This is a genomic window from Variovorax sp. SRS16, assembly GCF_901827165.1.
Classification (GTDB): Bacteria; Pseudomonadota; Gammaproteobacteria; order Burkholderiales; family Burkholderiaceae_C; genus Variovorax.
In genome coordinates, this window is the sequence record NZ_LR594666.1 from 1197169 (window position 1) to 1215754 (window position 18586).

The 18586-nt window shown below is 67.5% G+C and carries 24 protein-coding genes; 20 read left to right on the forward strand and 4 right to left on the reverse strand.

All coding sequences use genetic code 11. From position 1 onward, the window contains the following. The first annotated feature begins 18 nt into the window (after positions 1 to 18). Genes murA through hisA form a run of 8 tightly spaced genes read left to right on the forward strand, consistent with a single transcriptional unit; the run spans position 19 to position 6797 of the window. On the forward strand, positions 19 to 1305 hold the full coding sequence (murA, locus tag E5P2_RS05725; RefSeq protein ID WP_162566189.1) for a UDP-N-acetylglucosamine 1-carboxyvinyltransferase: 1287 nt from the start codon (positions 19 to 21) through the stop codon (positions 1303 to 1305). Next, positions 1302 to 1934, forward strand: a complete 633-nt coding sequence (hisG, locus tag E5P2_RS05730; RefSeq protein WP_162566190.1) for an ATP phosphoribosyltransferase — start codon at positions 1302 to 1304, stop codon at positions 1932 to 1934. The genes murA and hisG overlap by 4 nt, the downstream gene beginning before the upstream one ends. A gap of 19 nt (positions 1935 to 1953) precedes the next feature. After that, positions 1954 to 3264 (forward strand): histidinol dehydrogenase, encoded by a 1311-nt coding sequence (gene hisD / locus E5P2_RS05735; protein WP_162566191.1) that lies wholly within the window; start codon positions 1954 to 1956, stop codon positions 3262 to 3264. 14 nt (positions 3265 to 3278) lie between these two features. After that, the gene (locus E5P2_RS05740) at positions 3279 to 3656 is read left to right on the forward strand and encodes a hypothetical protein (protein WP_162566192.1); all 378 of its coding nucleotides are present in this window, start codon (positions 3279 to 3281) and stop codon (positions 3654 to 3656) included. Between the two features lie 2 nt (positions 3657 to 3658). Further along, positions 3659 to 4753 (forward strand): histidinol-phosphate transaminase, encoded by a 1095-nt coding sequence (gene hisC / locus E5P2_RS05745; RefSeq protein ID WP_162566193.1) that lies wholly within the window; start codon positions 3659 to 3661, stop codon positions 4751 to 4753. Beyond that, positions 4750 to 5379: an imidazoleglycerol-phosphate dehydratase HisB gene (hisB, locus tag E5P2_RS05750; protein ID WP_162566194.1), complete on the forward strand. Its 630-nt coding sequence runs from the start codon at positions 4750 to 4752 to the stop codon at positions 5377 to 5379. Before hisC ends, hisB begins: the two co-directional genes overlap by 4 nt. Further along, the gene (gene hisH / locus E5P2_RS05755; RefSeq protein WP_162570352.1) at positions 5376 to 6029 is read left to right on the forward strand and encodes an imidazole glycerol phosphate synthase subunit HisH; all 654 of its coding nucleotides are present in this window, start codon (positions 5376 to 5378) and stop codon (positions 6027 to 6029) included. Before hisB ends, hisH begins: the two co-directional genes overlap by 4 nt. A 24-nt stretch (positions 6030 to 6053) precedes the next feature. Continuing rightward, positions 6054 to 6797, forward strand: coding sequence for a 1-(5-phosphoribosyl)-5-[(5-phosphoribosylamino)methylideneamino]imidazole-4-carboxamide isomerase (gene hisA / locus E5P2_RS05760; RefSeq protein WP_162566195.1), 744 nt, complete (start codon positions 6054 to 6056; stop codon positions 6795 to 6797). Positions 6798 to 6921: 124 nt separating this feature from the next. On the opposite strand, the gene E5P2_RS05765 is transcribed toward hisA, so the two are convergent. After that, on the reverse strand, positions 6922 to 7869 hold the full coding sequence (locus E5P2_RS05765; RefSeq protein WP_162566196.1) for an amino acid ABC transporter substrate-binding protein: 948 nt from the start codon (positions 7867 to 7869) through the stop codon (positions 6922 to 6924). Position 7870: 1 nt separating this feature from the next. Next, the gene (locus E5P2_RS05770; RefSeq protein ID WP_162566197.1) at positions 7871 to 9178 is read right to left on the reverse strand and encodes a dicarboxylate/amino acid:cation symporter; all 1308 of its coding nucleotides are present in this window, start codon (positions 9176 to 9178) and stop codon (positions 7871 to 7873) included. Between the two features lie 180 nt (positions 9179 to 9358). Here E5P2_RS05770 and E5P2_RS05775 point away from each other — a divergent pair, with 180 nt between their 5' ends. The 9 genes from E5P2_RS05775 to tatC all read left to right on the forward strand — a co-directional run bounded on the left by E5P2_RS05775 (position 9359) and on the right by tatC (position 14249). After that, positions 9359 to 10210, forward strand: a complete 852-nt coding sequence (locus tag E5P2_RS05775; protein ID WP_162566198.1) for a D-hexose-6-phosphate mutarotase — start codon at positions 9359 to 9361, stop codon at positions 10208 to 10210. A gap of 23 nt (positions 10211 to 10233) precedes the next feature. Then, positions 10234 to 11034, forward strand: coding sequence for an imidazole glycerol phosphate synthase subunit HisF (gene hisF, locus E5P2_RS05780; RefSeq protein ID WP_162566199.1), 801 nt, complete (start codon positions 10234 to 10236; stop codon positions 11032 to 11034). 41 nt (positions 11035 to 11075) lie between these two features. Then, positions 11076 to 11477, forward strand: a complete 402-nt coding sequence (hisI, locus tag E5P2_RS05785; protein ID WP_162566200.1) for a phosphoribosyl-AMP cyclohydrolase — start codon at positions 11076 to 11078, stop codon at positions 11475 to 11477. Then, complete coding sequence (locus E5P2_RS05790) at positions 11474 to 11863, forward strand: phosphoribosyl-ATP diphosphatase (RefSeq protein WP_162566201.1); 390 nt, start codon at positions 11474 to 11476, stop codon at positions 11861 to 11863. The genes hisI and E5P2_RS05790 overlap by 4 nt, the downstream gene beginning before the upstream one ends. A gap of 9 nt (positions 11864 to 11872) precedes the next feature. Continuing rightward, on the forward strand, positions 11873 to 12250 hold the full coding sequence (locus E5P2_RS05795; protein WP_162566202.1) for a DUF4870 family protein: 378 nt from the start codon (positions 11873 to 11875) through the stop codon (positions 12248 to 12250). Further along, positions 12251 to 12610 carry a histidine triad nucleotide-binding protein gene (locus tag E5P2_RS05800; protein ID WP_162566203.1) on the forward strand — a complete coding sequence of 120 codons (360 nt, stop codon included), beginning with the start codon at positions 12251 to 12253 and terminating at the stop codon, positions 12608 to 12610. A 66-nt stretch (positions 12611 to 12676) separates the two neighbouring features. Continuing rightward, positions 12677 to 12913, forward strand: coding sequence for a Sec-independent protein translocase subunit TatA (tatA, locus tag E5P2_RS05805; protein ID WP_162566204.1), 237 nt, complete (start codon positions 12677 to 12679; stop codon positions 12911 to 12913). A gap of 13 nt (positions 12914 to 12926) precedes the next feature. After that, positions 12927 to 13385, forward strand: a complete 459-nt coding sequence (gene tatB / locus E5P2_RS05810) for a Sec-independent protein translocase protein TatB (RefSeq protein WP_162566205.1) — start codon at positions 12927 to 12929, stop codon at positions 13383 to 13385. Between the two features lie 60 nt (positions 13386 to 13445). Then, positions 13446 to 14249 carry a twin-arginine translocase subunit TatC gene (gene tatC, locus E5P2_RS05815; protein ID WP_162566206.1) on the forward strand — a complete coding sequence of 268 codons (804 nt, stop codon included), beginning with the start codon at positions 13446 to 13448 and terminating at the stop codon, positions 14247 to 14249. Positions 14250 to 14274: 25 nt separating this feature from the next. On the opposite strand, the gene E5P2_RS05820 is transcribed toward tatC, so the two are convergent. Beyond that, a complete protein-coding gene (locus E5P2_RS05820) occupies positions 14275 to 15450 on the reverse strand; it encodes a trypsin-like peptidase domain-containing protein (RefSeq protein ID WP_162566207.1) in 1176 nt (391 codons plus the stop codon). A gap of 63 nt (positions 15451 to 15513) precedes the next feature. On the opposite strand from E5P2_RS05820, the gene E5P2_RS05825 reads away from it, so the two are divergent. Further along, entirely contained in the window at positions 15514 to 16287 is a 774-nt protein-coding gene (locus E5P2_RS05825) for a Nif3-like dinuclear metal center hexameric protein (protein ID WP_162566208.1), read from the forward strand. After that, positions 16284 to 17342 carry a 4-hydroxythreonine-4-phosphate dehydrogenase PdxA gene (pdxA, locus tag E5P2_RS05830; protein WP_162566209.1) on the forward strand — a complete coding sequence of 353 codons (1059 nt, stop codon included), beginning with the start codon at positions 16284 to 16286 and terminating at the stop codon, positions 17340 to 17342. Before E5P2_RS05825 ends, pdxA begins: the two co-directional genes overlap by 4 nt. A gap of 12 nt (positions 17343 to 17354) precedes the next feature. Here pdxA and mscL read toward each other — a convergent pair whose 3' ends face one another. Then, positions 17355 to 17783 carry a large conductance mechanosensitive channel protein MscL gene (gene mscL, locus E5P2_RS05835; protein WP_162566210.1) on the reverse strand — a complete coding sequence of 143 codons (429 nt, stop codon included), beginning with the start codon at positions 17781 to 17783 and terminating at the stop codon, positions 17355 to 17357. A gap of 188 nt (positions 17784 to 17971) precedes the next feature. Here mscL and petA point away from each other — a divergent pair, with 188 nt between their 5' ends. Further along, positions 17972 to 18586, forward strand: a complete 615-nt coding sequence (gene petA, locus E5P2_RS05840) for a ubiquinol-cytochrome c reductase iron-sulfur subunit (RefSeq protein WP_162566211.1) — start codon at positions 17972 to 17974, stop codon at positions 18584 to 18586.

Here is an 18586-nt window from a genome sequence, read left to right on the forward strand (position 1 = left end):
TTTCTCGCTGGATCGTTCATGGACAAACTTCTGATTCGCGGCGGGCGCACGCTCCGCGGCGAGGTGCTCATTTCGGGCGCCAAGAATGCCGCGCTGCCCGAACTCTGCGCCGCCCTGCTGACCGACCGGCCCGTCACGCTGCACAACGTGCCGCGGTTGCAGGACGTCGCGACCATGCTCAAGCTGATCCGCAACATGGGTGTGATCGCCGAGCGTGACGACAACGGCACCGTGCGCATCGACGCCGGCCCGCTGCACGCGCCCGAGGCACCCTATGAGCTCGTGAAGACCATGCGCGCCTCCGTGCTCGCGCTCGGGCCGCTGCTGGCGCGCTTCGGCAAGGCCAAGGTGTCGCTGCCGGGCGGCTGCGCCATCGGCTCGCGGCCGGTCGATCAGCACATCAAGGGTCTGCAGGCGATGGGTGCCGACATCGTGGTCGAGCACGGCTACATGGTGGCGAGCCTCGCCGGCGGCCGCAGGCGGCTGCACGGCGCGCGCATCACGACCGACATGGTGACGGTCACCGGCACCGAGAACTTCCTCATGGCCGCCGCGCTGGCCGAAGGCGAGACCCTGCTCGAGAATGCCGCGCAGGAGCCCGAGATCTCCGACCTGGCCGAGATGCTGATCGCGATGGGCGCGCAGATCGAAGGCCACGGCACCAGCCGCATCCGCATCCAGGGTGTGGACCGGCTGCGCAGCTGCACGCACCAGGTGGTGGCCGACCGCATCGAAGCCGGCACCTTCCTCTGCGCCGTGGCCGCGACGGGCGGCGATGCGATCCTGAAACATGGCCGCGCCGACCACCTCGACGCGGTGATCGAAAAACTGCGCGAAGCGGGCGTGCGCGTCACCGCGACGGACGGCGGCATCCACGTGCAGAGCGACGGCCGCCTGCGCGCGCAGAGCTTCCGCACCACCGAGTACCCCGGATTTCCGACCGATATGCAGGCGCAGTTCATGGCGCTCAACGTGATCGCCGAGGGCACCTCGACCGTGACCGAGACGATCTTCGAGAACCGCTTCATGCACGTGGACGAGATGCTGCGCCTGGGCGCCCGCATCCAGACCGACGGCAAGGTCGCCGTGATCGAGGGCGTGCCGCAACTCTCGGGCGCAACCGTGATGGCGACCGACCTGCGCGCCTCGGCCAGCCTCGTCATCGCCGGCCTGGTGGCCGAAGGCGAGACGCTGGTGGACCGCATCTATCACCTCGACCGCGGCTACGACCGCATGGAAAGCAAGCTGCGCGGCCTGGGCGCGGACATCGAGCGCGTGGCCGGGCCGGCGGAGTTCCAGCCATGATCACCCTCGCGCTGTCCAAGGGCCGGATCTTCGAGGAGACGATGCCGCTGCTGGCCGCGGCCGGCATCGAGGTCAGCGAGGATCCCGAGAAATCGCGCAAGCTGATCCTCGGCACCACGCGGCCCGACGTGCGCGTGGTGCTGGTGCGCGCCTCGGACGTGCCGACCTACGTGCAGTACGGCGGCGCCGACCTCGGCGTGGCCGGCCTGGACGTGCTGCTCGAACACGGCAACCAGGGCCTCTACCAGCCGCTCGACCTGCGCATCGCGGCCTGCCGCCTCAGCGTGGCGGTGCGTGCCGACTATGACTACGCCTCGGCCGTCCGGCAGGGCTCGCGCCTCAAAGTCGCGACCAAGTACGTCGGTCTGGCGCGCGAGTTCTTTGCCGGCAAGGGCGTGCACGTCGACCTGATCAAGCTCTACGGCAGCATGGAACTCGCGCCGCTGACCGGGCTGGCCGATGCCATCGTCGACCTGGTGTCCACCGGCAACACGCTCAAGGCGAATCACCTGGTCGAGGTCGAGCGCATCATGGACATCAGCGCGCGGCTGGTGGTCAATCAGGCCGCGCTCAAGCTCAAGCAGGCGCCAATTCGCCACATCATCGACGCCTTCGCGTCGGTTGTATGAAGCTCTCCCCGAGGCTCCCATGAAGGCCACTCCCGCCCGTCTGTCGACCGCTTCGGCCGACTTCGAAACCGAGTTCAAGGCCCGGCTGCACTGGTCCGCCGAAGCGGATGCCGCCATCGAACAGGTGGTGGCGGACATCCTGTCCGACGTCCGGCAGCGCGGCGACGCGGCGGTGCTCGACTACACCCGGCGCTTCGACCGGCTCGACGCCGCCGGCATGGACGCGCTCGAACTGCGCGCCGGCGAACTGCGCGCGGCCTTCGAGGCGTTGCCCACCGTGCAGCGCCAGGCGCTCGAAGCCGCCGCGCAGCGTGTGCGCAGTTACCACGAGGCGCAGAAGAAGGCGAGCGGCGAAAGCTGGAGCTACCGCGATGCCGACGGCACGCTGCTCGGCCAGAAGGTCACGCCGCTCGACCGCGTCGGCATCTACGTGCCGGGCGGCAAGGCGGCCTATCCGTCGAGCGTGCTCATGAACGCGATTCCGGCGCACGTGGCCGGCGTCGGCGAGATCATCATGGTGGTGCCCACGCCCGGCGGGGAGAAGAACCCGCTGGTGCTGGCCGCGGCGCACGTGGCCGGCGTGACGCGCGCCTTCACGATCGGCGGCGCGCAGGCGGTGGCCGCGCTGGCCTACGGCACCGCGACCCTTCCCGCCGTCGACAAGATCACCGGTCCCGGCAATGCCTACGTGGCCGCTGCCAAGCGCCGCGTCTTCGGCACCGTTGGCATCGACATGATCGCCGGCCCGAGCGAGATCCTGGTACTGGCCGACGGCAGCACGCCGGCTGACTGGGTCGCGATGGACCTCTTCAGCCAGGCCGAGCACGACGAACTCGCGCAGAGCATCCTGCTGTGCCCCGACGCCGGCTACATCGATCGCGTGCAGCAGGCGATCGACCGGCTGCTGCCGTCGATGCCGCGCGCCGGCATCATCGCGGCCTCGCTCAACGGCCGCGGCGCGCTGATCCACACGCGCAGCATGGAAGAGGCCTGCGAGATCAGCAACCGCATCGCGCCGGAGCATCTCGAAGTCAGCAGCCGCGATCCGCATCGATGGGAGCCGCTGCTCAAGCATGCCGGCGCGATCTTCCTCGGCGCCTACACCAGCGAGAGCCTGGGCGACTACTGCGCCGGCCCCAACCACGTGCTGCCGACCAGCGGCACGGCGCGCTTCAGCTCGCCGCTGGGCGTCTACGATTTCCAGAAGCGCTCCAGCCTGATCGAAGTGAGCGAAGAGGGCGCCCAGGCGCTGGGGCGCATTGCCGTCACGCTGGCCGAGGGCGAGGGCCTGCAGGCGCATGCCGAGGCGGCGCGCCTGCGCCTGCGTTGAGGGAGCGGACGGCGATGATCTCCTGCGCGAGGATCCCGGCCAGATACTTTCTGCGCTGCCTGGGCATCGTGCTGCTGGCAGGGGCCGCCACGTCCCAGGCGATGACCATCCGCGAGATGCGAACGCTCGAAGCCAAGGAAAAGGACGGCAAGACCTACGCCACCTACTACCTCGTCGGCGTGGTCGAGGGCCTGCGCGAAGCCAGCGACGCCGCGCAGCGCGCCGGCCAGAAGCCGCTGTTCTGCGTCGACGGCCGCCGGCTCGAACCCTCGATGGCGCGCTCCCTCTACCAGACCGAACTGACCCGCAACGCCGACGACTACGAGGCCGACATGCCGGTGCAGCTCGTGGTGTCGGCCGCGCTGCGCAACAGCTATCGTTGCGCCCAATGACCATGACGACTTCCTCCGACACCACCGCCCGCGCCCTCGAGCGTTTCCGCAGCGACGTGAAATCGATGCACGCCTATGCGGTGCAGGACGCGCGCGGCCTGCTCAAGCTCGACGCGATGGAAAACCCCTTCCGCCTGCCGCCCGCCTTGCAGGCGGCGCTGGGCCAGCGGCTCGGCGCGCTGGCGCTCAATCGCTATCCGGGCGAGCGCGGCGCCGACCTTCAGCGTGCGCTGGCCGCGCATGCCGCCATGCCCGAGGGTTTCGCGCTGATGCTCGGCAACGGTTCGGACGAACTGATCTCGCTGCTCGCGCTGGCCTGCGACCTGCCGGGTGCCGCCATCCTCGCGCCCGTGCCCGGCTTCGTGATGTACGCGATGAGCGCGCAGTTGCAGGGCCTGCGCTTCGTCGGCGTGCCGCTGACCGCCGACTTCGAGCTCGACGAGGCCGCCATGCTGGAGGCGATCGCGCGCGAGAAGCCCGCCATCGTCTACCTGGCCTACCCGAACAACCCGACCGCCAACCTGTGGAACGACGCCACGATCGAGAAGATCGTCGAGGCCCAGGGCGCGCAGGGCGGACTGGTCGTCATCGACGAGGCGTACCAGCCCTTCGCCGGCAAGAGCTACATCGACCGCGTCGCGCACCACGGCCACGTGCTGCTGATGCGCACGCTCAGCAAGTTCGGCCTCGCGGGCGTCCGCCTGGGCTACCTGATGGGGCCGGCCGCGCTGGTCGCCGAGGTCGACAAGGTGCGACCGCCCTACAACATCAGCGTGCTCAACTGCGAATGCGCGCTGTTCGCGCTGGAGCACGCCGAGGTGTTTGCCGAGCAGGCGGCGCAGATCCGGGCCGGCCGGGCGCTGATCGCCCGGGCACTGGACCGCCTGCCAGGCGTGAAGCACTGGCCGAGCGACGCCAACATGGTGCTGGTCCGTGTCCCCGATGCCACAAAAACCTTCGAGGGCATGAAGGCGCGTGGGGTGCTGGTCAAGAACGTTTCTAAAATGCATTCCCTGCTCGCGAATTGCCTGCGGCTGACCGTCGGATGCGCCGACGAGAATGCGCAGATGCTCGCAGCGCTCGAAGCATCCCTATGAACACCCCTACGGCACCCGAAGCAGTCGTCGCGACCGGCGCGCGCACGGCCGCCGTCACGCGCAACACCGCCGAGACGAAGATCACCGTCCACGTCGACCTCGACGGCACCGGCCGCTCGAAGCTGTCGACGGGCATCGGCTTCTTCGACCACATGCTCGACCAGATCGCCCGCCACGGCCTGATCGACCTCGACATCGACTGCCAGGGCGACCTGCACATCGACGGCCACCACACGGTGGAAGATGTCGGTATCACGCTGGGCCAGGCGGTCGCGAAGGCGGTCGGCGACAAGAAGGGCATCCGCCGCTACGGCCATGCCTACGTGCCGCTCGACGAGGCGCTGAGCCGCGTCGTGATCGACTTCTCCGGCCGTCCCGGACTGGTGATGGACGTGCCGTTCACCAGCGGCATGATCGGCAGCTTCGACACCCAGCTCACCTACGAATTCTTCCAGGGCTTCGCCAACCACGCCTTCGTCACGCTGCACATCGACAACCTCAAGGGCGTCAATGCGCACCACCAGTGCGAAACCGTGTTCAAGGCCTTCGCGCGCGCCCTGCGTGCCGCGCTCGAACTCGACCCGCGCTCGGCGGGCGTCATTCCTTCGACCAAGGGTTCGCTCTGAGCAAAAGCAACACAGTCGCTGTCGTCGACTACGGGATGGGCAACCTGCGTTCGGTGTCGCAGGCGGTCCGGCACGCGGCCGACCAGGTCGGGGTGGAGGTGTTCGTCACTTCCGATCCGGCGGTGGTGCGGCGCGCCTCGCGCGTCGTGCTGCCGGGCCAGGGCGCGATGCCCGACTGCATGCGCGAGCTGCGCGATTCCGGCTTGCAGGAATCGGTGCTCGAGGCGGCCGCCGGCAAGCCGCTCTTCGGCGTTTGCGTCGGCATGCAGATGCTGCTCACGCACAGCGACGAGGGGCCGACCGATGGCCTCGGCCTGATCCCCGGCGAGGTGCGCAAGTTCGAACTGGCCGGACGCCTGCAGCCCGACGGCAGCCGCTACAAGGTGCCGCAGATGGGCTGGAACCAGGTCCGCCAGGCGCAGCCGCATCCGGTCTGGGCCGGCGTGCCCGACCTGGCGTATTTCTATTTCGTTCACAGCTTCTATGCGAAGCCGGCCGACGCCCGCCATAGCGTGGGCGAAGCCGATTACGGTGCGCCGTTCACAGCCGCCATCGCACGCGATAATATTTTCGCGACCCAGTTCCACCCCGAGAAGAGCGCGGACCATGGGTTGCAGCTTTATCGAAACTTCCTCCACTGGAATCCCTAGACCACCCCTTCGGGTCGCCTTGCCATGCTGTTGATTCCCGCCATCGATCTCAAAGACGGCCATTGCGTTCGCCTGAAACAGGGCGACATGGACCAGTCCACCACCTTCAGCGAAGACCCGGCCGCCATGGCGCGCCGCTGGCTCGAGGCCGGCGCCCGGCGCCTGCATCTGGTCGACTTGAACGGTGCCTTCGCCGGCAAGCCGCAGAACCATGCGGCGATCAAGGCGATCCTGCGCGAAGTCGGCGACGACATCCCGGTGCAACTGGGCGGCGGCATCCGCGACCTGGACACCATCGAGCGCTACATCGACGACGGCCTGCGCTACGTCATCATCGGCACTGCCGCGGTCAAGAATCCCGGCTTCCTGAAGGACGCCTGCAGCGCCTTCGGCGGCCACATCATCGTCGGCCTCGACGCCAAGGACGGCAAGGTCGCCACCGACGGCTGGAGCAAGCTGACCGGGCACGAAGTGGCCGACCTCGGCAAGAAATTCGAGGACTATGGCGTCGAGTCGATCATCTACACCGACATCGGCCGCGACGGCATGCTCTCTGGCATCAACATCGAGGCCACCGTGCGGCTGGCCCAGGCGCTCACGATTCCTGTGATCGCGTCGGGCGGCCTCTCGAACATGGCCGACATCGACAAGCTCTGCGCGGTCGAGTCGGACGGCATCGAGGGCGTGATCTGCGGGCGTGCGATCTATTCGGGCGATCTCGATTTCGCGGCCGCCCAGGCCCGCGCCGACGAACTCGCCGAGCAATAGGCTCGCCCCCAGGCTGCGCGCACTTCGTGTCGCTTCGCCAACCCCCTGCCGGGGGCAACACCGGCGGCCCGGCGAAGCCCGCTCCGCGGTGTTCCTGGCTTGGGCGCCTTGCGCCGCGGCCGTGCTACTCCGCCTTTACGGCCATCGTCTGGATGATGGTTTCTAGCTGCGGGCTCATCGGCAAATCCAGGCTCGTGCCCGAAGGCAGCTTGCGCAGGAACCAGCGCTTGTATTGGCGCTCGATCTCACCCTGCTCGGCGAGGTCATGGAAGGTGTCGTTCACCACCTTGGCCAGCTGCGGATCGTCCTTGCGGTACATCACGCCGTAGGGGTCGTACGAGAGGAAATCTCCGACCACCTGGTAGTCGGAGTTGCCTTGCGCCGTGCTCTTGTCCTGCGCGATGAAGCCGTACAGCAGCACGTCGTCGGTCGCGAAGGCATCGGCCTTGCCGGCCTTCACCAGCGCGAACGAATCGGCATGATCGCGCGACACCACGATGTTCAGGCCCAGCTTGAAGCGCGCCGACAGATCGCGCATCGTCTTCTCGTTGGTGGTGCCGCTGGTCACGGCCACCGTCTTGCCGGCGAGGTCGGTGTACGAGCGCACCGGCGAGCCCTTGCGCACCAGCAGCTTGGTGCCCGAGATGAACATCGTCGGCGAGAAGCTCACCCGCTTCTGCCGCTCGAGGTTGCTGGTGGTCGAGCCGCACTCCAGATCGACCTGCCCCTTGACGACGGCGTCGATGCGCGACTCGGAGGTCACCGGCACCCACTGGATGGCGAGCGTCTTGTGCACCGCATCGCCCATCGCCTCGACCAGCGCCTTGCACAGCTCGATCGAATAGCCGATGGGCTCGTTGCGTGCGGACAGGTAGGAAAAGGGAATCGACGATTCGCGGTAGCCGATGGCGACCGCGCCGGCTTCGCGCACCTTGGCCAGCGTGCCGGTCAGTGCGGCCGGCGCCGCCGGCGTGGCGTCGGTCTGGGCCAGCGCAGACTGCGGCAGGCCGAGCAGCCCCGTCAGCAGCACGGTTGCCATCGACAGCTTGCGGATCAGCCTCATGGCGCGCATCTCAAGCATGTACAGGGTGGGCCAGCGTGGCGGAACTTTCGGCGTCCAGCGTGCGCGCGTTCGCATCGGCATCGCTCTCCGACATCAGCTCGCCCTCCCACTTGGCCACCACCGCCGCGGCGATGGAATTGCCCACCGCGTTGGTCGCCGAGCGGCCCATGTCGAGGAAGGTGTCGACGCCAAGGATCAGCAACAGACCGGCTTCGGGGATGTTGAACTGGTTCAGCGTCGCGGCGATCACCACCAGCGAGGCGCGCGGCACGCCGGCCATGCCCTTGGAGGTGAGCATCAGGATCAGCAGCATCGTGATCTGGGTGCCGATCGGCAGATGGATGTCGTAGGCCTGGGCAATGAAGAGCACCGCGAAGGTGCAGTACATCATCGAGCCGTCCAGGTTGAAGGAATAGCCCATCGGCATCACGAAGCTGGAGATCTTGCGCTTGACGCCGAAGCGGTCGAGCGCGTCGAGGATCTTGGGATAGGCCGCCTCCGAACTCGCGGTCGCGAAGGACAGCAGGAAAGCCTCCTTGATGAGCACCAGCAGCTTGAGCACGCGCGGGCCGAGGAACACGAAGCCCGCGAAGGTCAGAACGCCCCACAGCAGGAACAGGCCGATGTAGAAATCGCCCATGAAGACCGCGAACTTGAGCAGGATGCCCAGGCCGTTCACGGCCACGGTGGCGGCCATCGCGGCCATCACGGCCAGCGGCGCCAGCTTCATGACGTAGCCGGTGATCTTGAGCATCGCGTGCGAGAGTTCATCGATCGCGTTGATCAGCGTGCGGGCCTTTTCCCCGAGCGCGGCCAGCGCGACGCCGAAGAACATCGAGAACACGACGATCTGCAGGATCTCGTTGTTGGCCATGGCCTCGGCGAAGGATTTCGGCACCATGTGGGCGACGAAGTCCTTGAGCGTGAACTTCGAGGTCGCGAGGTTGGCGGAAGCGCCGATGTCCGGCAGCGGCAGGCCCAGGTTGTGGCCTGGCTGCAGCAGGTTGGCCATGATCAGGCCCAGGATCAGCGAGATCAGCGAGGCCGTGACGAACCAGCCGAGCGACTTGCCGAACACCCGGCCGACGGAAGCGGCATCGCCCATGTGCGCGATGCCGACCACCAGCGTCGAGAACACCAGCGGGCCGATCAGCATCTTGATGAGCCGCAGGAAGACGTCCGACATGATCGAGATGTAGCCCGCGATCTCGGTCGCCGTCTTCTTGTCCGGGAAGTTGAGGAAAACCATGTAGCCGAGCACGATGCCGATCACCATCGCGATCAGGATCCATGCCGCTGGCGGCAGTTTCTTTGTCATGAGAGCCCCTTTGTCGAATGAGTTCTGGAGATGTCGTTCCCTCGCCGCCGGCCCGTGCGCGCCGCGGATCCCTGCTGGGGAGTGATTTCATGCCAAATCCGTGCCTGCCGCAATGGCGATCCGGGCTGCGGCCATGCCATGTCGGCCTGGGACCATGCGGCTGAAACCTAGAATCGGGTCATGTCCGTCCAAGCTCTTGTCTTTCGTGGTCAGCCTGCGCTGCAAGTCACCCTGCCTGCGGGCGACAGCTGCACGGTGGCCCTGCATGGCGCCCATGTGCTGTCGTGGGTCACGGCCGATGGCGTCGAGCGCATCTACCTGAGCCCCGAAGCGCTGTTCGATGGCCAGAGCGCGATCCGCGGCGGCGTGCCGGTCTGCTGGCCGCAGTTCAACCAGCGCGGCCCCCTGCCCAAGCACGGCTTCGCGCGCAATGTCGCATGGCAGGCCCATACCCCCGAAGGGCCCGAAGGCGAGGGCGGCGCTGGCACGCTGGCGCTCTCGCTGCACGACAGCGACGCGACGCGCGCCCTTTGGCCGCATGCCTTCCATCTCCGCCTTTCCGTGACCCTGGCGCCGCGCGCGCTGCGCATCGCGCTGGCGGTCGAGAATCCCGGCCCGCTGCCCTGGTCGTTCGCGGCCGCGCTGCACAGCTACCTGCGCGTGGACGATGCGACGGCTGTGCGGCTCGAAGGCCTGCAGGGCGCCAGGCGCTGGGATTCGGTGCGCGACGTGCGGCAGGTCGAGACGACACCGGCGCTGCATTTCGGCGCCGAGTTCGACAGCGTCTATGCGGCGCCCGCCGGGCCGCTGCGGCTGGTGCAGGCGTCCGGCACGCTCGCCATCGCGCACAGCGCGAGCTGCACCGAAACGGTGGTGTGGAATCCCGGCCCCGAACTCAGCGCCAAGCTCGCCGACATGCCCGACGACGGCTGGCGCCACATGCTCTGCGTCGAGGCCGCGCGCGTCGACGAACCCGTGCTGCTCGCGCCGGGCGCTGCCTGGCAGGGCTGGCAACAGCTCACCGTGACCTGACTTTTCGGACCGAAGCCACCATCATGCTTGCCAAACGCATCATCCCCTGCCTCGACGTCACCGGCGGCCGCGTCGTCAAGGGCGTCAATTTCGTCGAGCTGCGCGACGCCGGCGACCCGGTCGAGATCGCGGCGCGCTACAACGCGCAGGGCGCCGACGAGCTCACCTTCCTCGACATCACCGCGACCAGCGACGGACGCGACCTGATCCTGCCGATCATCGAGGCGGTGGCCTCGCAGGTCTTCATTCCGCTGACCGTCGGCGGCGGCGTGCGCACGGTGGAGGACGTGCGCCGGCTGCTCAATGCCGGCGCCGACAAGACCAGCTTCAACTCGGCTGCCATCGCCAATCCTCAGGTGATCGAGGACGCGTCGCGCAAGTACGGCGCGCAATGCATCGTGGTGGCGATCGATGCGAAGCGGCGCAGCACCGAAGAGGCCGAGCGCCTGACACCGGAGGGCGTGCGCGCCGGGCCCGGCTGGGATGTCTACAGCCACGGCGGCCGCAAGAACACCGGCCTCGATGCCGTGCAATGGGCCGTCGAGATGGCACGCCGCGGTGCCGGCGAGATCCTGCTGACCAGCATGGACCGCGACGGCACCAAGAGCGGCTTCGACCTCGCGCTGACGCGTGCGGTGAGCGACGCGGTCGGCGTGCCGGTGATCGCCTCCGGCGGCGTCGGCAACCTCGATCACCTGGCCGACGGCATCCAGACCGGCGGCGCCGATGCGGTGCTGGCGGCGAGCATCTTTCACTACGGCGAATACACGGTGGGCCAGGCCAAGGCCTGCATGGCCGCCCGCGGCATTCCGGTTCGCAGCTGACCCCCGGGTCCTGTCCCGAGCGAATCGCCGACAATGCCCGAATGAACTGGTTGGACGAAGTGAAATGGGACGCGAACGGCCTGGTGCCGGTGATCGCGCAGGAGCAGGGCAGCAACGACGTGCTGATGTTCGCCTGGATGAACCGCGAAGCGCTCGCCAAGACCGCGGAGCTCGGCCGCGCCGTGTACTTCAGCCGTTCGCGCGGCAAGCTCTGGTTCAAGGGCGAGGAGTCCGGCCATGTGCAGACGGTGCACGAGATCCGCATGGACTGCGACAACGACGTGGTGCTGCTCAAGGTCACCCAGCTCGGCCACGAGCCCGGCATCGCCTGCCACACAGGCCGCCACAGCTGCTTCTTCAGCAAGTACGAGAACGGCCAATGGACGGCGGTCGAGCCGGTCTTGAAAGATCCCGCATCGATCTACACCTCGTCACCACGATGAAATCCGACGCCCCCCCACGAAACGCCGAGGACGCGCTGGCGCGCCTGGCCGCCGTCATCGAAAGCCGCCTGCCGGCGCGCGGCGGCGATCCCGAGAAGAGCTACGTCGCCCGGCTGCTGCACAAGGGCCCCGACGCCTTCCTCAAGAAGATCGGCGAAGAGGCCACGGAAGTGGTGATGGCGGCCAAGGATGCGGACCACGGCGGCGAGCGCGCCAAGATCGTCAACGAGGTGGCCGACCTGTGGTTCCACAGCATGATCGCGCTCGCCCATTACGGCCTCGCGCCGCGCGACGTGGTCGCCGAGCTGGAGCGCCGCGAAGGCACCAGCGGCATCGAGGAAAAGGCCCTGCGCAAGGCGCAGGATCGCGAAGCTTCCAACGACTGAGAGGACGCCATGGCCCAGGACATCGTGACCGTCGAACCCAAGGACTCGCTCAAGACCTGGGGCTGGATCAGCTACGTGATGCATCTGGTGGTGGCGGTGGGCGCCGTGCTGCCGGGCGCGCAGGCCTCGATTGCGCTGCTCTTGATCGCGCTGGTGGTCGATCTGGTCAAGCGCGACGACGCGGCCGGCACCTGGCAGGCCTCGCACTTCAGCTGGCGCATCCGCTCGGTGCTGTGGGCCGGCCTGCTGTACCTGCTGACCTCGTGGCTGTGGCTGCTGCTCTTTGTCCCCGGCTGGATTGCCTGGGCCTTGATTTCCCTCTGGTTCCTCTATCGCATCGTCAAGGGGATGGTGCGCATGAATGCGGGCCGACCCATGGAGTCCTGAATGTCGTTTGACCCGAACTGCGTCTTCTGCAAGATCATCGAAGGCAAGATCCCGTCGCGCAAGGTCTACGAGGACGAAGAACTTTTCGTCTTCCACGACATCGCACCGTGGGCGCCGGTGCATTTCATGATCGTGCCGAAGCGGCACATTCCGTCGATGGCGCAGGTCACGGCCGACGATGCGGGCCTGCTGGGACGGATCATGACGCTGGCGCCCAAGTTGGCCGTCGAGCAGGGTTGCCGCCCGTATCCGGAAGGCGGCTTCCGGATCGTCGTCAACACCGGTGCCGAGGGCGGGCAGGAGGTCCACCATCTCCACGTCCACGTCATGGGCGGGCCAAGGCCCTGGCTCAAGGGGTGATATTCGAGCCTGGTGGTCGCGCTTCGGGCGCCGACTAAAATCGCAGACATTCTTCAGGAGTAATCCATGGGTTCACTTTCCATCTGGCACTGGTTGATCGTGCTGCTCGTCGTCGTGATGATCTTCGGCACCAAGAAGCTGCGCAACATGGGGTCCGATCTCGGCGGCGCCGTCAAGGGCTTCAAGGACGGCATGCGCGAAGGCTCGTCCTCCGACGAACCCGGCGCGCCGCCCGCGCAGGTGACGGCCAACCCGGCCGCCGACAAGTCGACGATCGACGTCGAAGCGCGTCAGAAGTCCTGATCGCCGCGCACCCGTGATCGATCTCGGCATCTCGAAACTTGCGCTGATCGGCGCGGTCGCGCTGATCGTCATCGGGCCCGAGAAGCTGCCGCGCGTGGCGCGCACCGTCGGCACGCTGCTCGGCAAGGCGCAGCGCTACGTGAACGACGTGAAGGCCGAGGTCAACCGCTCGATGGACCTCGACGAGCTGCGCAAGATGAAGGACACGGTGCAGGAAGCGGCGCGCGACGTCGAGCACAGCATCCAGTCCGGCGCGAGCGACTTCGAGAAGCAGTTCTCCGAGAGCGGCCAGACCCTGTCGGCCCTGTCCGAGCCGACGCCCTCCTTTCCCGAGTACAAGCACCCCCGCAAGAACTGGCGCCTGAAGCAGGGCGCCACCCCGCAGTGGTACAAGGCGCGCAACGGCGTGCGCACCAAGGCGCTCTCGGGCGCGGCGCGCGTGGCACGCTTTCGCCCTCACAAAATCAACTAGCCGCAACGTCGATCCGGCCGCGCGCAGCGCACCCCGAGATCCCGCCCGCAGCGTCCCCCCATGGCCGAATCCACCGACAAGAACAAAGACAAAGAAGACGAGCTGGCCGGCACCGAGCAGCCCTTCGTCCAGCACCTGATGGAGCTGCGCGATCGGCTGATCTACTGCATCTATGGCCTCGTGGTCGCCGGCATCCTGCTTTCGATCTGGCCCGGTCCGAGCGGGCTGATCGACCTGATCGCGATCCCGATCCGCGCCCACATGCCGCACGACGCGAAGCTGATCGCCATTGGCGTGTTCTCGCCCTTCTTCGTGCCGCTCAAGGTGCTGGCCATGACCTCGGTGCTGCTGGCGCTGCCCTGGCTCATGTACCAGTGCTGGGCCTTCGTGGCGCCCGGGCTCTACAGCCATGAAAAGAAGTTCGCGCTGCCGCTGATCTTCTTCGGCAGCTTCCTGGCTTACTGCGGCATCGCCTTCGTGCAGTTCTTCGTGCTGGACAAGATGTTCAGCTTCATCCAGCGCTTCACGCCGCCGTCGGTGGCGGCCACGCCCGACATCTCGTCCTACGTGGAGGCGATCCTGTCGCTCTACATCGCGTTCGGCGTTGCCTTCCAGGTGCCGATCGTGGTCATGCTGGCGGTGCGCTTCGAGTTGATCACCGTCGAGAAGCTGCGCTCCTACCGCGGCTATTTCGTCGTCGTCGCCTTCGTCGTGGCGGCGGTGCTGACGCCGCCGGACGTGGTGTCGCAGCTCGCGCTGGCGATTCCGATGTGCCTGCTCTATGAGATCGGCATCATCGGTGCGCGCTACTTCTCGAGGTACACCAAGGCGCCCGAAGAGAGCGCCGATTCGGCGCAATCCTGACTGAGCCTCTTTCGGCGCGCGCGGCCTATTCGGTGTCGTTCTGGTTCGGATCCGGCGTGCGCTTGGGGCTGATCCGGGGCCGCAGGCCCGCGGTGACGTCGAGTTCCATCTTGTCTGCGCCGCGCTGCAGCGCAAAGCGCGCCGCGTTGCCGGGCTTGAGTCCTGCCACTGCGGTCAGCAGTTCCTGCACGTTGCCGATCTTCTTGTCGCCCACGCCGGTGATCACGTCGCCCGGTCGGACGCCGGCCTTGGCGGCCGGCCCGTTCTGCAGCACGCCGGTGATGATCACGCCGGCATTGGCCTTGATGCCGAAGGTCTCGGCCAGTTCGGGTGTGAGGTCGTTCGGCTCGACGCCGATCCAGCCGCGGCTGACCTTGCCGTCCTTCACGATGTCCTCGAGGATCTGCTTGGCGGTCGAGACCGGGATCGCGAAGCCGATGCCCATGCTGCCGCCCGAGCGCGAGTAGATCGCGGTGTTGATGCCCTCGAGGTTGCCGTTGATGTCGATCAGCGCACCGCCCGAATTGCCGGGGTTGATGGCCGCATCGGTCTGGATGAAATTCTCGAAGGTGTTGATGCCGAGCTGGTTGCGCCCGAGCGCCGAGACGATGCCGCTGGTCACGGTCTGGCCGACGCCGAAGGGGTTGCCGATGGCGAGCACCTGGTCGCCCACCTGCAGCGCATCGGAGTTGCCCAGCACGATGACGGGCAGCTTGTCGAGCTCGACCTTCAGCACCGCCAGGTCGGTGTCGGGGTCGGTGCCGATCACCTTGCCGCGCGCGTGGCGGCTGTCGTTGAGGGTGACGTCGATCTCGTCGGCGCCTTCCACCACGTGGTTGTTGGTGAGGATGTAACCATCCGTACTCACGATGACGCCGCTGCCGAGGCCGATCTGGGGCTGGTCTGCGCCCTGGTCGCCGAAGAAGAACTTGAACCACGGATCGTCGCTGCGCGGGTTGCGTTGCGCCATCTTGCTGGTGTTGATGCTGACCACTGCGGGCGATGCCTTCTTCGCGGCCGCGCTCAGGCTGCCCGGCGCGGGGATGGCCGGATTCGCGGCCGGCGCCTCGATCACCGACACCACGCCGCCGAGTGAGGTGCTGCGGCGGTTGAGCCACTCGGGCTTGAGGGTGGCGACGACGAAATAAGCCGCCAGCAGGACGGTGACGGCTTGGGCAAACAGCAGCCAGGTGCGTTTCATGAAAGGCCGGGGTGAAGCTAAAACAGCGATTGTCGCGCAGCGCCAGACTGAGACAATCGCCGCATGAGCACGACACGCCACGAACTCCTGCACGCGTTCGATCTCCTGCTCGCGCCCGCGCGCTTCAAGGACTACGGGCCCAACGGCCTGCAGGTCGAGGGCCGCACCACGGTGCGCAAGATCGTCTCGGGCGTGACCGCCAGCCGCGCGCTGATCGAGGCCGCCATCCGCGCCGAGGCCGATGCGATCTTCGTCCACCACGGCCTGTTCTGGCGCGGCCAGGACGGGCGCGTGACCGGCTGGATGAAGCAGCGGCTCGGCCTGCTGCTCGGCGACGACGTCAATCTGTTCGCCTACCATCTGCCGCTCGATGCGCATCCCGAGCTCGGCAACAACGCGCAGCTCGGCCTGAAACTCGGACTGGTCGCGCACGCAGGCGCGGCCGGCCGCTTCGGCGACCAGGAGATCGGCTTCCTGGGCGCGCGCGACAACGGCGAGGACTTCAAGAGCGCGAAGGCGCTGGCCAGCCACGTGGAAAAGGCGCTGGGCAAGCCGGTCACGCTGCTGGACACGGCCCATCGCGCGATCCGCAACATCGCCTGGTGCACGGGCGGCGCGCAAGGCTATTTCGAAGCGGCCATCGCCGCGGGCGCCGACGCCTTTCTCACCGGCGAGATCTCGGAGCCGCAGGCCCACTACGCGCGCGAGATGGGCGTCGCGTTCATCGCCTGCGGGCACCACGCGAGCGAGCGCTACGGCGCGCCGGCCGTGGCGGGCCATGTCGCCGCGCAGCTCGGCCTCGCGCACGAATTCATCGACATCGACAACCCCGCGTGAACAAGGACAAGGCTGGCGCGATCGCGCTCACGCTCGGCGATCCCGCAGGCATCGGGCCCGAGATCATCGTCAAGGCGTTTCGCGACGCGGCCGTCGACATGCGCGACTGCTTCGTGGCCGGCGACGTGAGCATCGTGCGCCGCGCTTCACGGGCGCTCGCTGCCTCCGGCCAGCCGGCGCTGGCCGTCGCGCTGATCGACACGCCCGCCGATGCACACGATGTACCGCCTCGCTGCGTGCCCGTGCTGCAGGTCGTCGCCGCGACCGGGCACGTGATCGCGCAGGGCGAGATCAGCGCCGCTGCGGGCCGCATCGCCGGCGAGTGCGTGGTGTGGGCCGCGCGCGCGGCATTGCGCTCGGAGATCGCGGCGATCGTCACCGCGCCGCTGCACAAGGAGGCGCTCGCCGCCGCGGGATACCCGTTCCCCGGCCACACCGAGCTGCTGCAGGCCGAAGCCGCGGCGCATCAGGGCCGGTCGATCGCCGAGCTGCCGGTGCGCATGATGCTGGCCAACGACGAGCTGCGCACCGTCCTCGTGAGCATCCACATGTCGCTGCGCGATGCGATCGAGGCCGTGAGCTTCGACGGCGTGCTGCAGACGCTGCGCATCGCGCATCGCGCGCTCGGCGCGGTGCTGGGACGGCCGCCGAAGATCGGCGTCGCGGGACTCAATCCGCATGCGGGGGAGGGCGGCCTGTTCGGTTCGGAGGAGCGCGACATCATCGCGCCCGCGATCGCGAGCGCACGCGCCGAAGGCATCGATGCCGACGGGCCGCATGCGCCCGACACGGTCTTCATGCGCGCGCGTGCCAAGGCGCAGGGGCCGGGCGAGTTCGACGTGGTGGTCGCGATGTACCACGACCAGGGCCTGATCCCGGTCAAGTATCTCGGCGTCGACAAGGGCGTCAACGTGACGCTCGGGCTGCCGCTGGTGCGTACCAGCCCCGATCACGGCACTGCCTTCGACATCGCTGGAAAGGGCGTTGCCGACCCCTCGAGCCTGATCGAGGCCGTGCGCATGGCCCGCTCGCTGGTTCGCGGCGCGGGCCCCTGACGGGCTGGTGCCTCAGGCGCGCTTGAGGCTGTCGCGGATCTCGCGCAGCAGCACGACGTCTTCAGGCGGCGCGGCCGGCGCGGGCGCCTCTTCGTTCTTCTTGCGCAGCTTGTTGATCTGCTTGACCATGATGAAGATGATGAAGGCCAGGATCACGAAGTTGACCGCGACCGTGATGAAGTTGCCGTAGGCCAGCACGCCCACGCCGGCCTTCTTGAGATCGGCCAGCGTGTTGGGAACGCCGGCCGGGATCGTCCCCAGCACGATGTACAGGCTGGAGAAGTCGAGCTTGCCGAAGACCAGACCGACGATCGGCATGATGATGTCGGTGACCAGCGAGTCGACGATCTTGCCGAACGCCGCACCGATGATCACGCCGACCGCGAGGTCGACCACATTGCCTTTGACGGCAAATTCACGGAACTCTTTCATGAAGCTCATGCCGGCCACCTCGTTCTTGGTTGTGTTGACGGCGGCCAGTATAGGGGCGGGATCCGCACAACGGTGACATCTGCGCGCGGCGTCTCGCGCGGCCCGTGCGCGCCTGCGTGCCGCGTTGAATTCACTGCTTACGCTCCGCTACAATCGCCGGTTGACCCAAGCCCCTAGCGAGAAGATTGAGGACCCCCATGAGTGACAGCACTGCCGGCCGCCCCCGGATCGACACCAGCAAGCGGACATGGTTGATCGCATCGGGATGTGCAGGCGTAGTGGGTGGCGTGGCCACCGCCGTTCCGTTCGTGAGCAGCTTCGAACCCTCCGAGAAAGCCAAGGCAGCCGGTGCGCCGGTCGAGGCCGACATCAGCGGCCTGCAGGTCGGCCAGAAGATGACGGTCGAATGGCGTGGCAAGCCGGTCTGGATCCTCAAGCGATCGGCAGAGCAGATCGCCGAGCTGCCCAAGCTCGATCCGCAACTCGCCGACCCGGAGTCCAAGCGCCATCCGGACGAATTCACACCCAAGTACGCGCAGAACGAAACCCGCTCGATCAAGCCCGAAGTGCTGGTCGTGGTCGGCATCTGCACCCACCTCGGCTGCTCGCCGGGTGACCGCTTCCAGCCCGGCCCGCAGCCTTCGCTGCCCGATGACTGGGAAGGCGGCTTCCTGTGCCCGTGCCACGGCTCGACCTTCGATCTGGCGGGCCGCGTGTTCAAGAACAAGCCCGCACCCGACAACCTGCCCGTGCCGCCGCACATGTATCTCTCCGATACGCGCCTGCTCATCGGCGAAGACAAGAAGGCCTGA

Coding starts and splice junctions, on each gene's coding strand:
- murA (WP_162566189.1), top strand. CDS start 19: ATGGACAAACTTCTGATTCGCGGCGGGCGCACGCTCCGCGGCGAGGTG.
- hisG (WP_162566190.1), top strand. CDS start 1,302: ATGATCACCCTCGCGCTGTCCAAGGGCCGGATCTTCGAGGAGACGATG.
- hisD (WP_162566191.1), top strand. CDS start 1,954: ATGAAGGCCACTCCCGCCCGTCTGTCGACCGCTTCGGCCGACTTCGAA.
- E5P2_RS05740 (WP_162566192.1), top strand. CDS start 3,279: ATGATCTCCTGCGCGAGGATCCCGGCCAGATACTTTCTGCGCTGCCTG.
- hisC (WP_162566193.1), top strand. CDS start 3,659: ATGACGACTTCCTCCGACACCACCGCCCGCGCCCTCGAGCGTTTCCGC.
- hisB (WP_162566194.1), top strand. CDS start 4,750: ATGAACACCCCTACGGCACCCGAAGCAGTCGTCGCGACCGGCGCGCGC.
- hisA (WP_162566195.1), top strand. CDS start 6,054: ATGCTGTTGATTCCCGCCATCGATCTCAAAGACGGCCATTGCGTTCGC.
- E5P2_RS05765 (WP_162566196.1), bottom strand. CDS start 7,869: ATGCGCGCCATGAGGCTGATCCGCAAGCTGTCGATGGCAACCGTGCTG.
- E5P2_RS05770 (WP_162566197.1), bottom strand. CDS start 9,178: ATGACAAAGAAACTGCCGCCAGCGGCATGGATCCTGATCGCGATGGTG.
- E5P2_RS05775 (WP_162566198.1), top strand. CDS start 9,359: ATGTCCGTCCAAGCTCTTGTCTTTCGTGGTCAGCCTGCGCTGCAAGTC.
- hisF (WP_162566199.1), top strand. CDS start 10,234: ATGCTTGCCAAACGCATCATCCCCTGCCTCGACGTCACCGGCGGCCGC.
- hisI (WP_162566200.1), top strand. CDS start 11,076: ATGAACTGGTTGGACGAAGTGAAATGGGACGCGAACGGCCTGGTGCCG.
- E5P2_RS05790 (WP_162566201.1), top strand. CDS start 11,474: ATGAAATCCGACGCCCCCCCACGAAACGCCGAGGACGCGCTGGCGCGC.
- E5P2_RS05795 (WP_162566202.1), top strand. CDS start 11,873: ATGGCCCAGGACATCGTGACCGTCGAACCCAAGGACTCGCTCAAGACC.
- E5P2_RS05800 (WP_162566203.1), top strand. CDS start 12,251: ATGTCGTTTGACCCGAACTGCGTCTTCTGCAAGATCATCGAAGGCAAG.
- tatA (WP_162566204.1), top strand. CDS start 12,677: ATGGGTTCACTTTCCATCTGGCACTGGTTGATCGTGCTGCTCGTCGTC.
- tatC (WP_162566206.1), top strand. CDS start 13,446: ATGGCCGAATCCACCGACAAGAACAAAGACAAAGAAGACGAGCTGGCC.
- E5P2_RS05820 (WP_162566207.1), bottom strand. CDS start 15,450: ATGAAACGCACCTGGCTGCTGTTTGCCCAAGCCGTCACCGTCCTGCTG.
- E5P2_RS05825 (WP_162566208.1), top strand. CDS start 15,514: ATGAGCACGACACGCCACGAACTCCTGCACGCGTTCGATCTCCTGCTC.
- mscL (WP_162566210.1), bottom strand. CDS start 17,783: ATGAGCTTCATGAAAGAGTTCCGTGAATTTGCCGTCAAAGGCAATGTG.
- petA (WP_162566211.1), top strand. CDS start 17,972: ATGAGTGACAGCACTGCCGGCCGCCCCCGGATCGACACCAGCAAGCGG.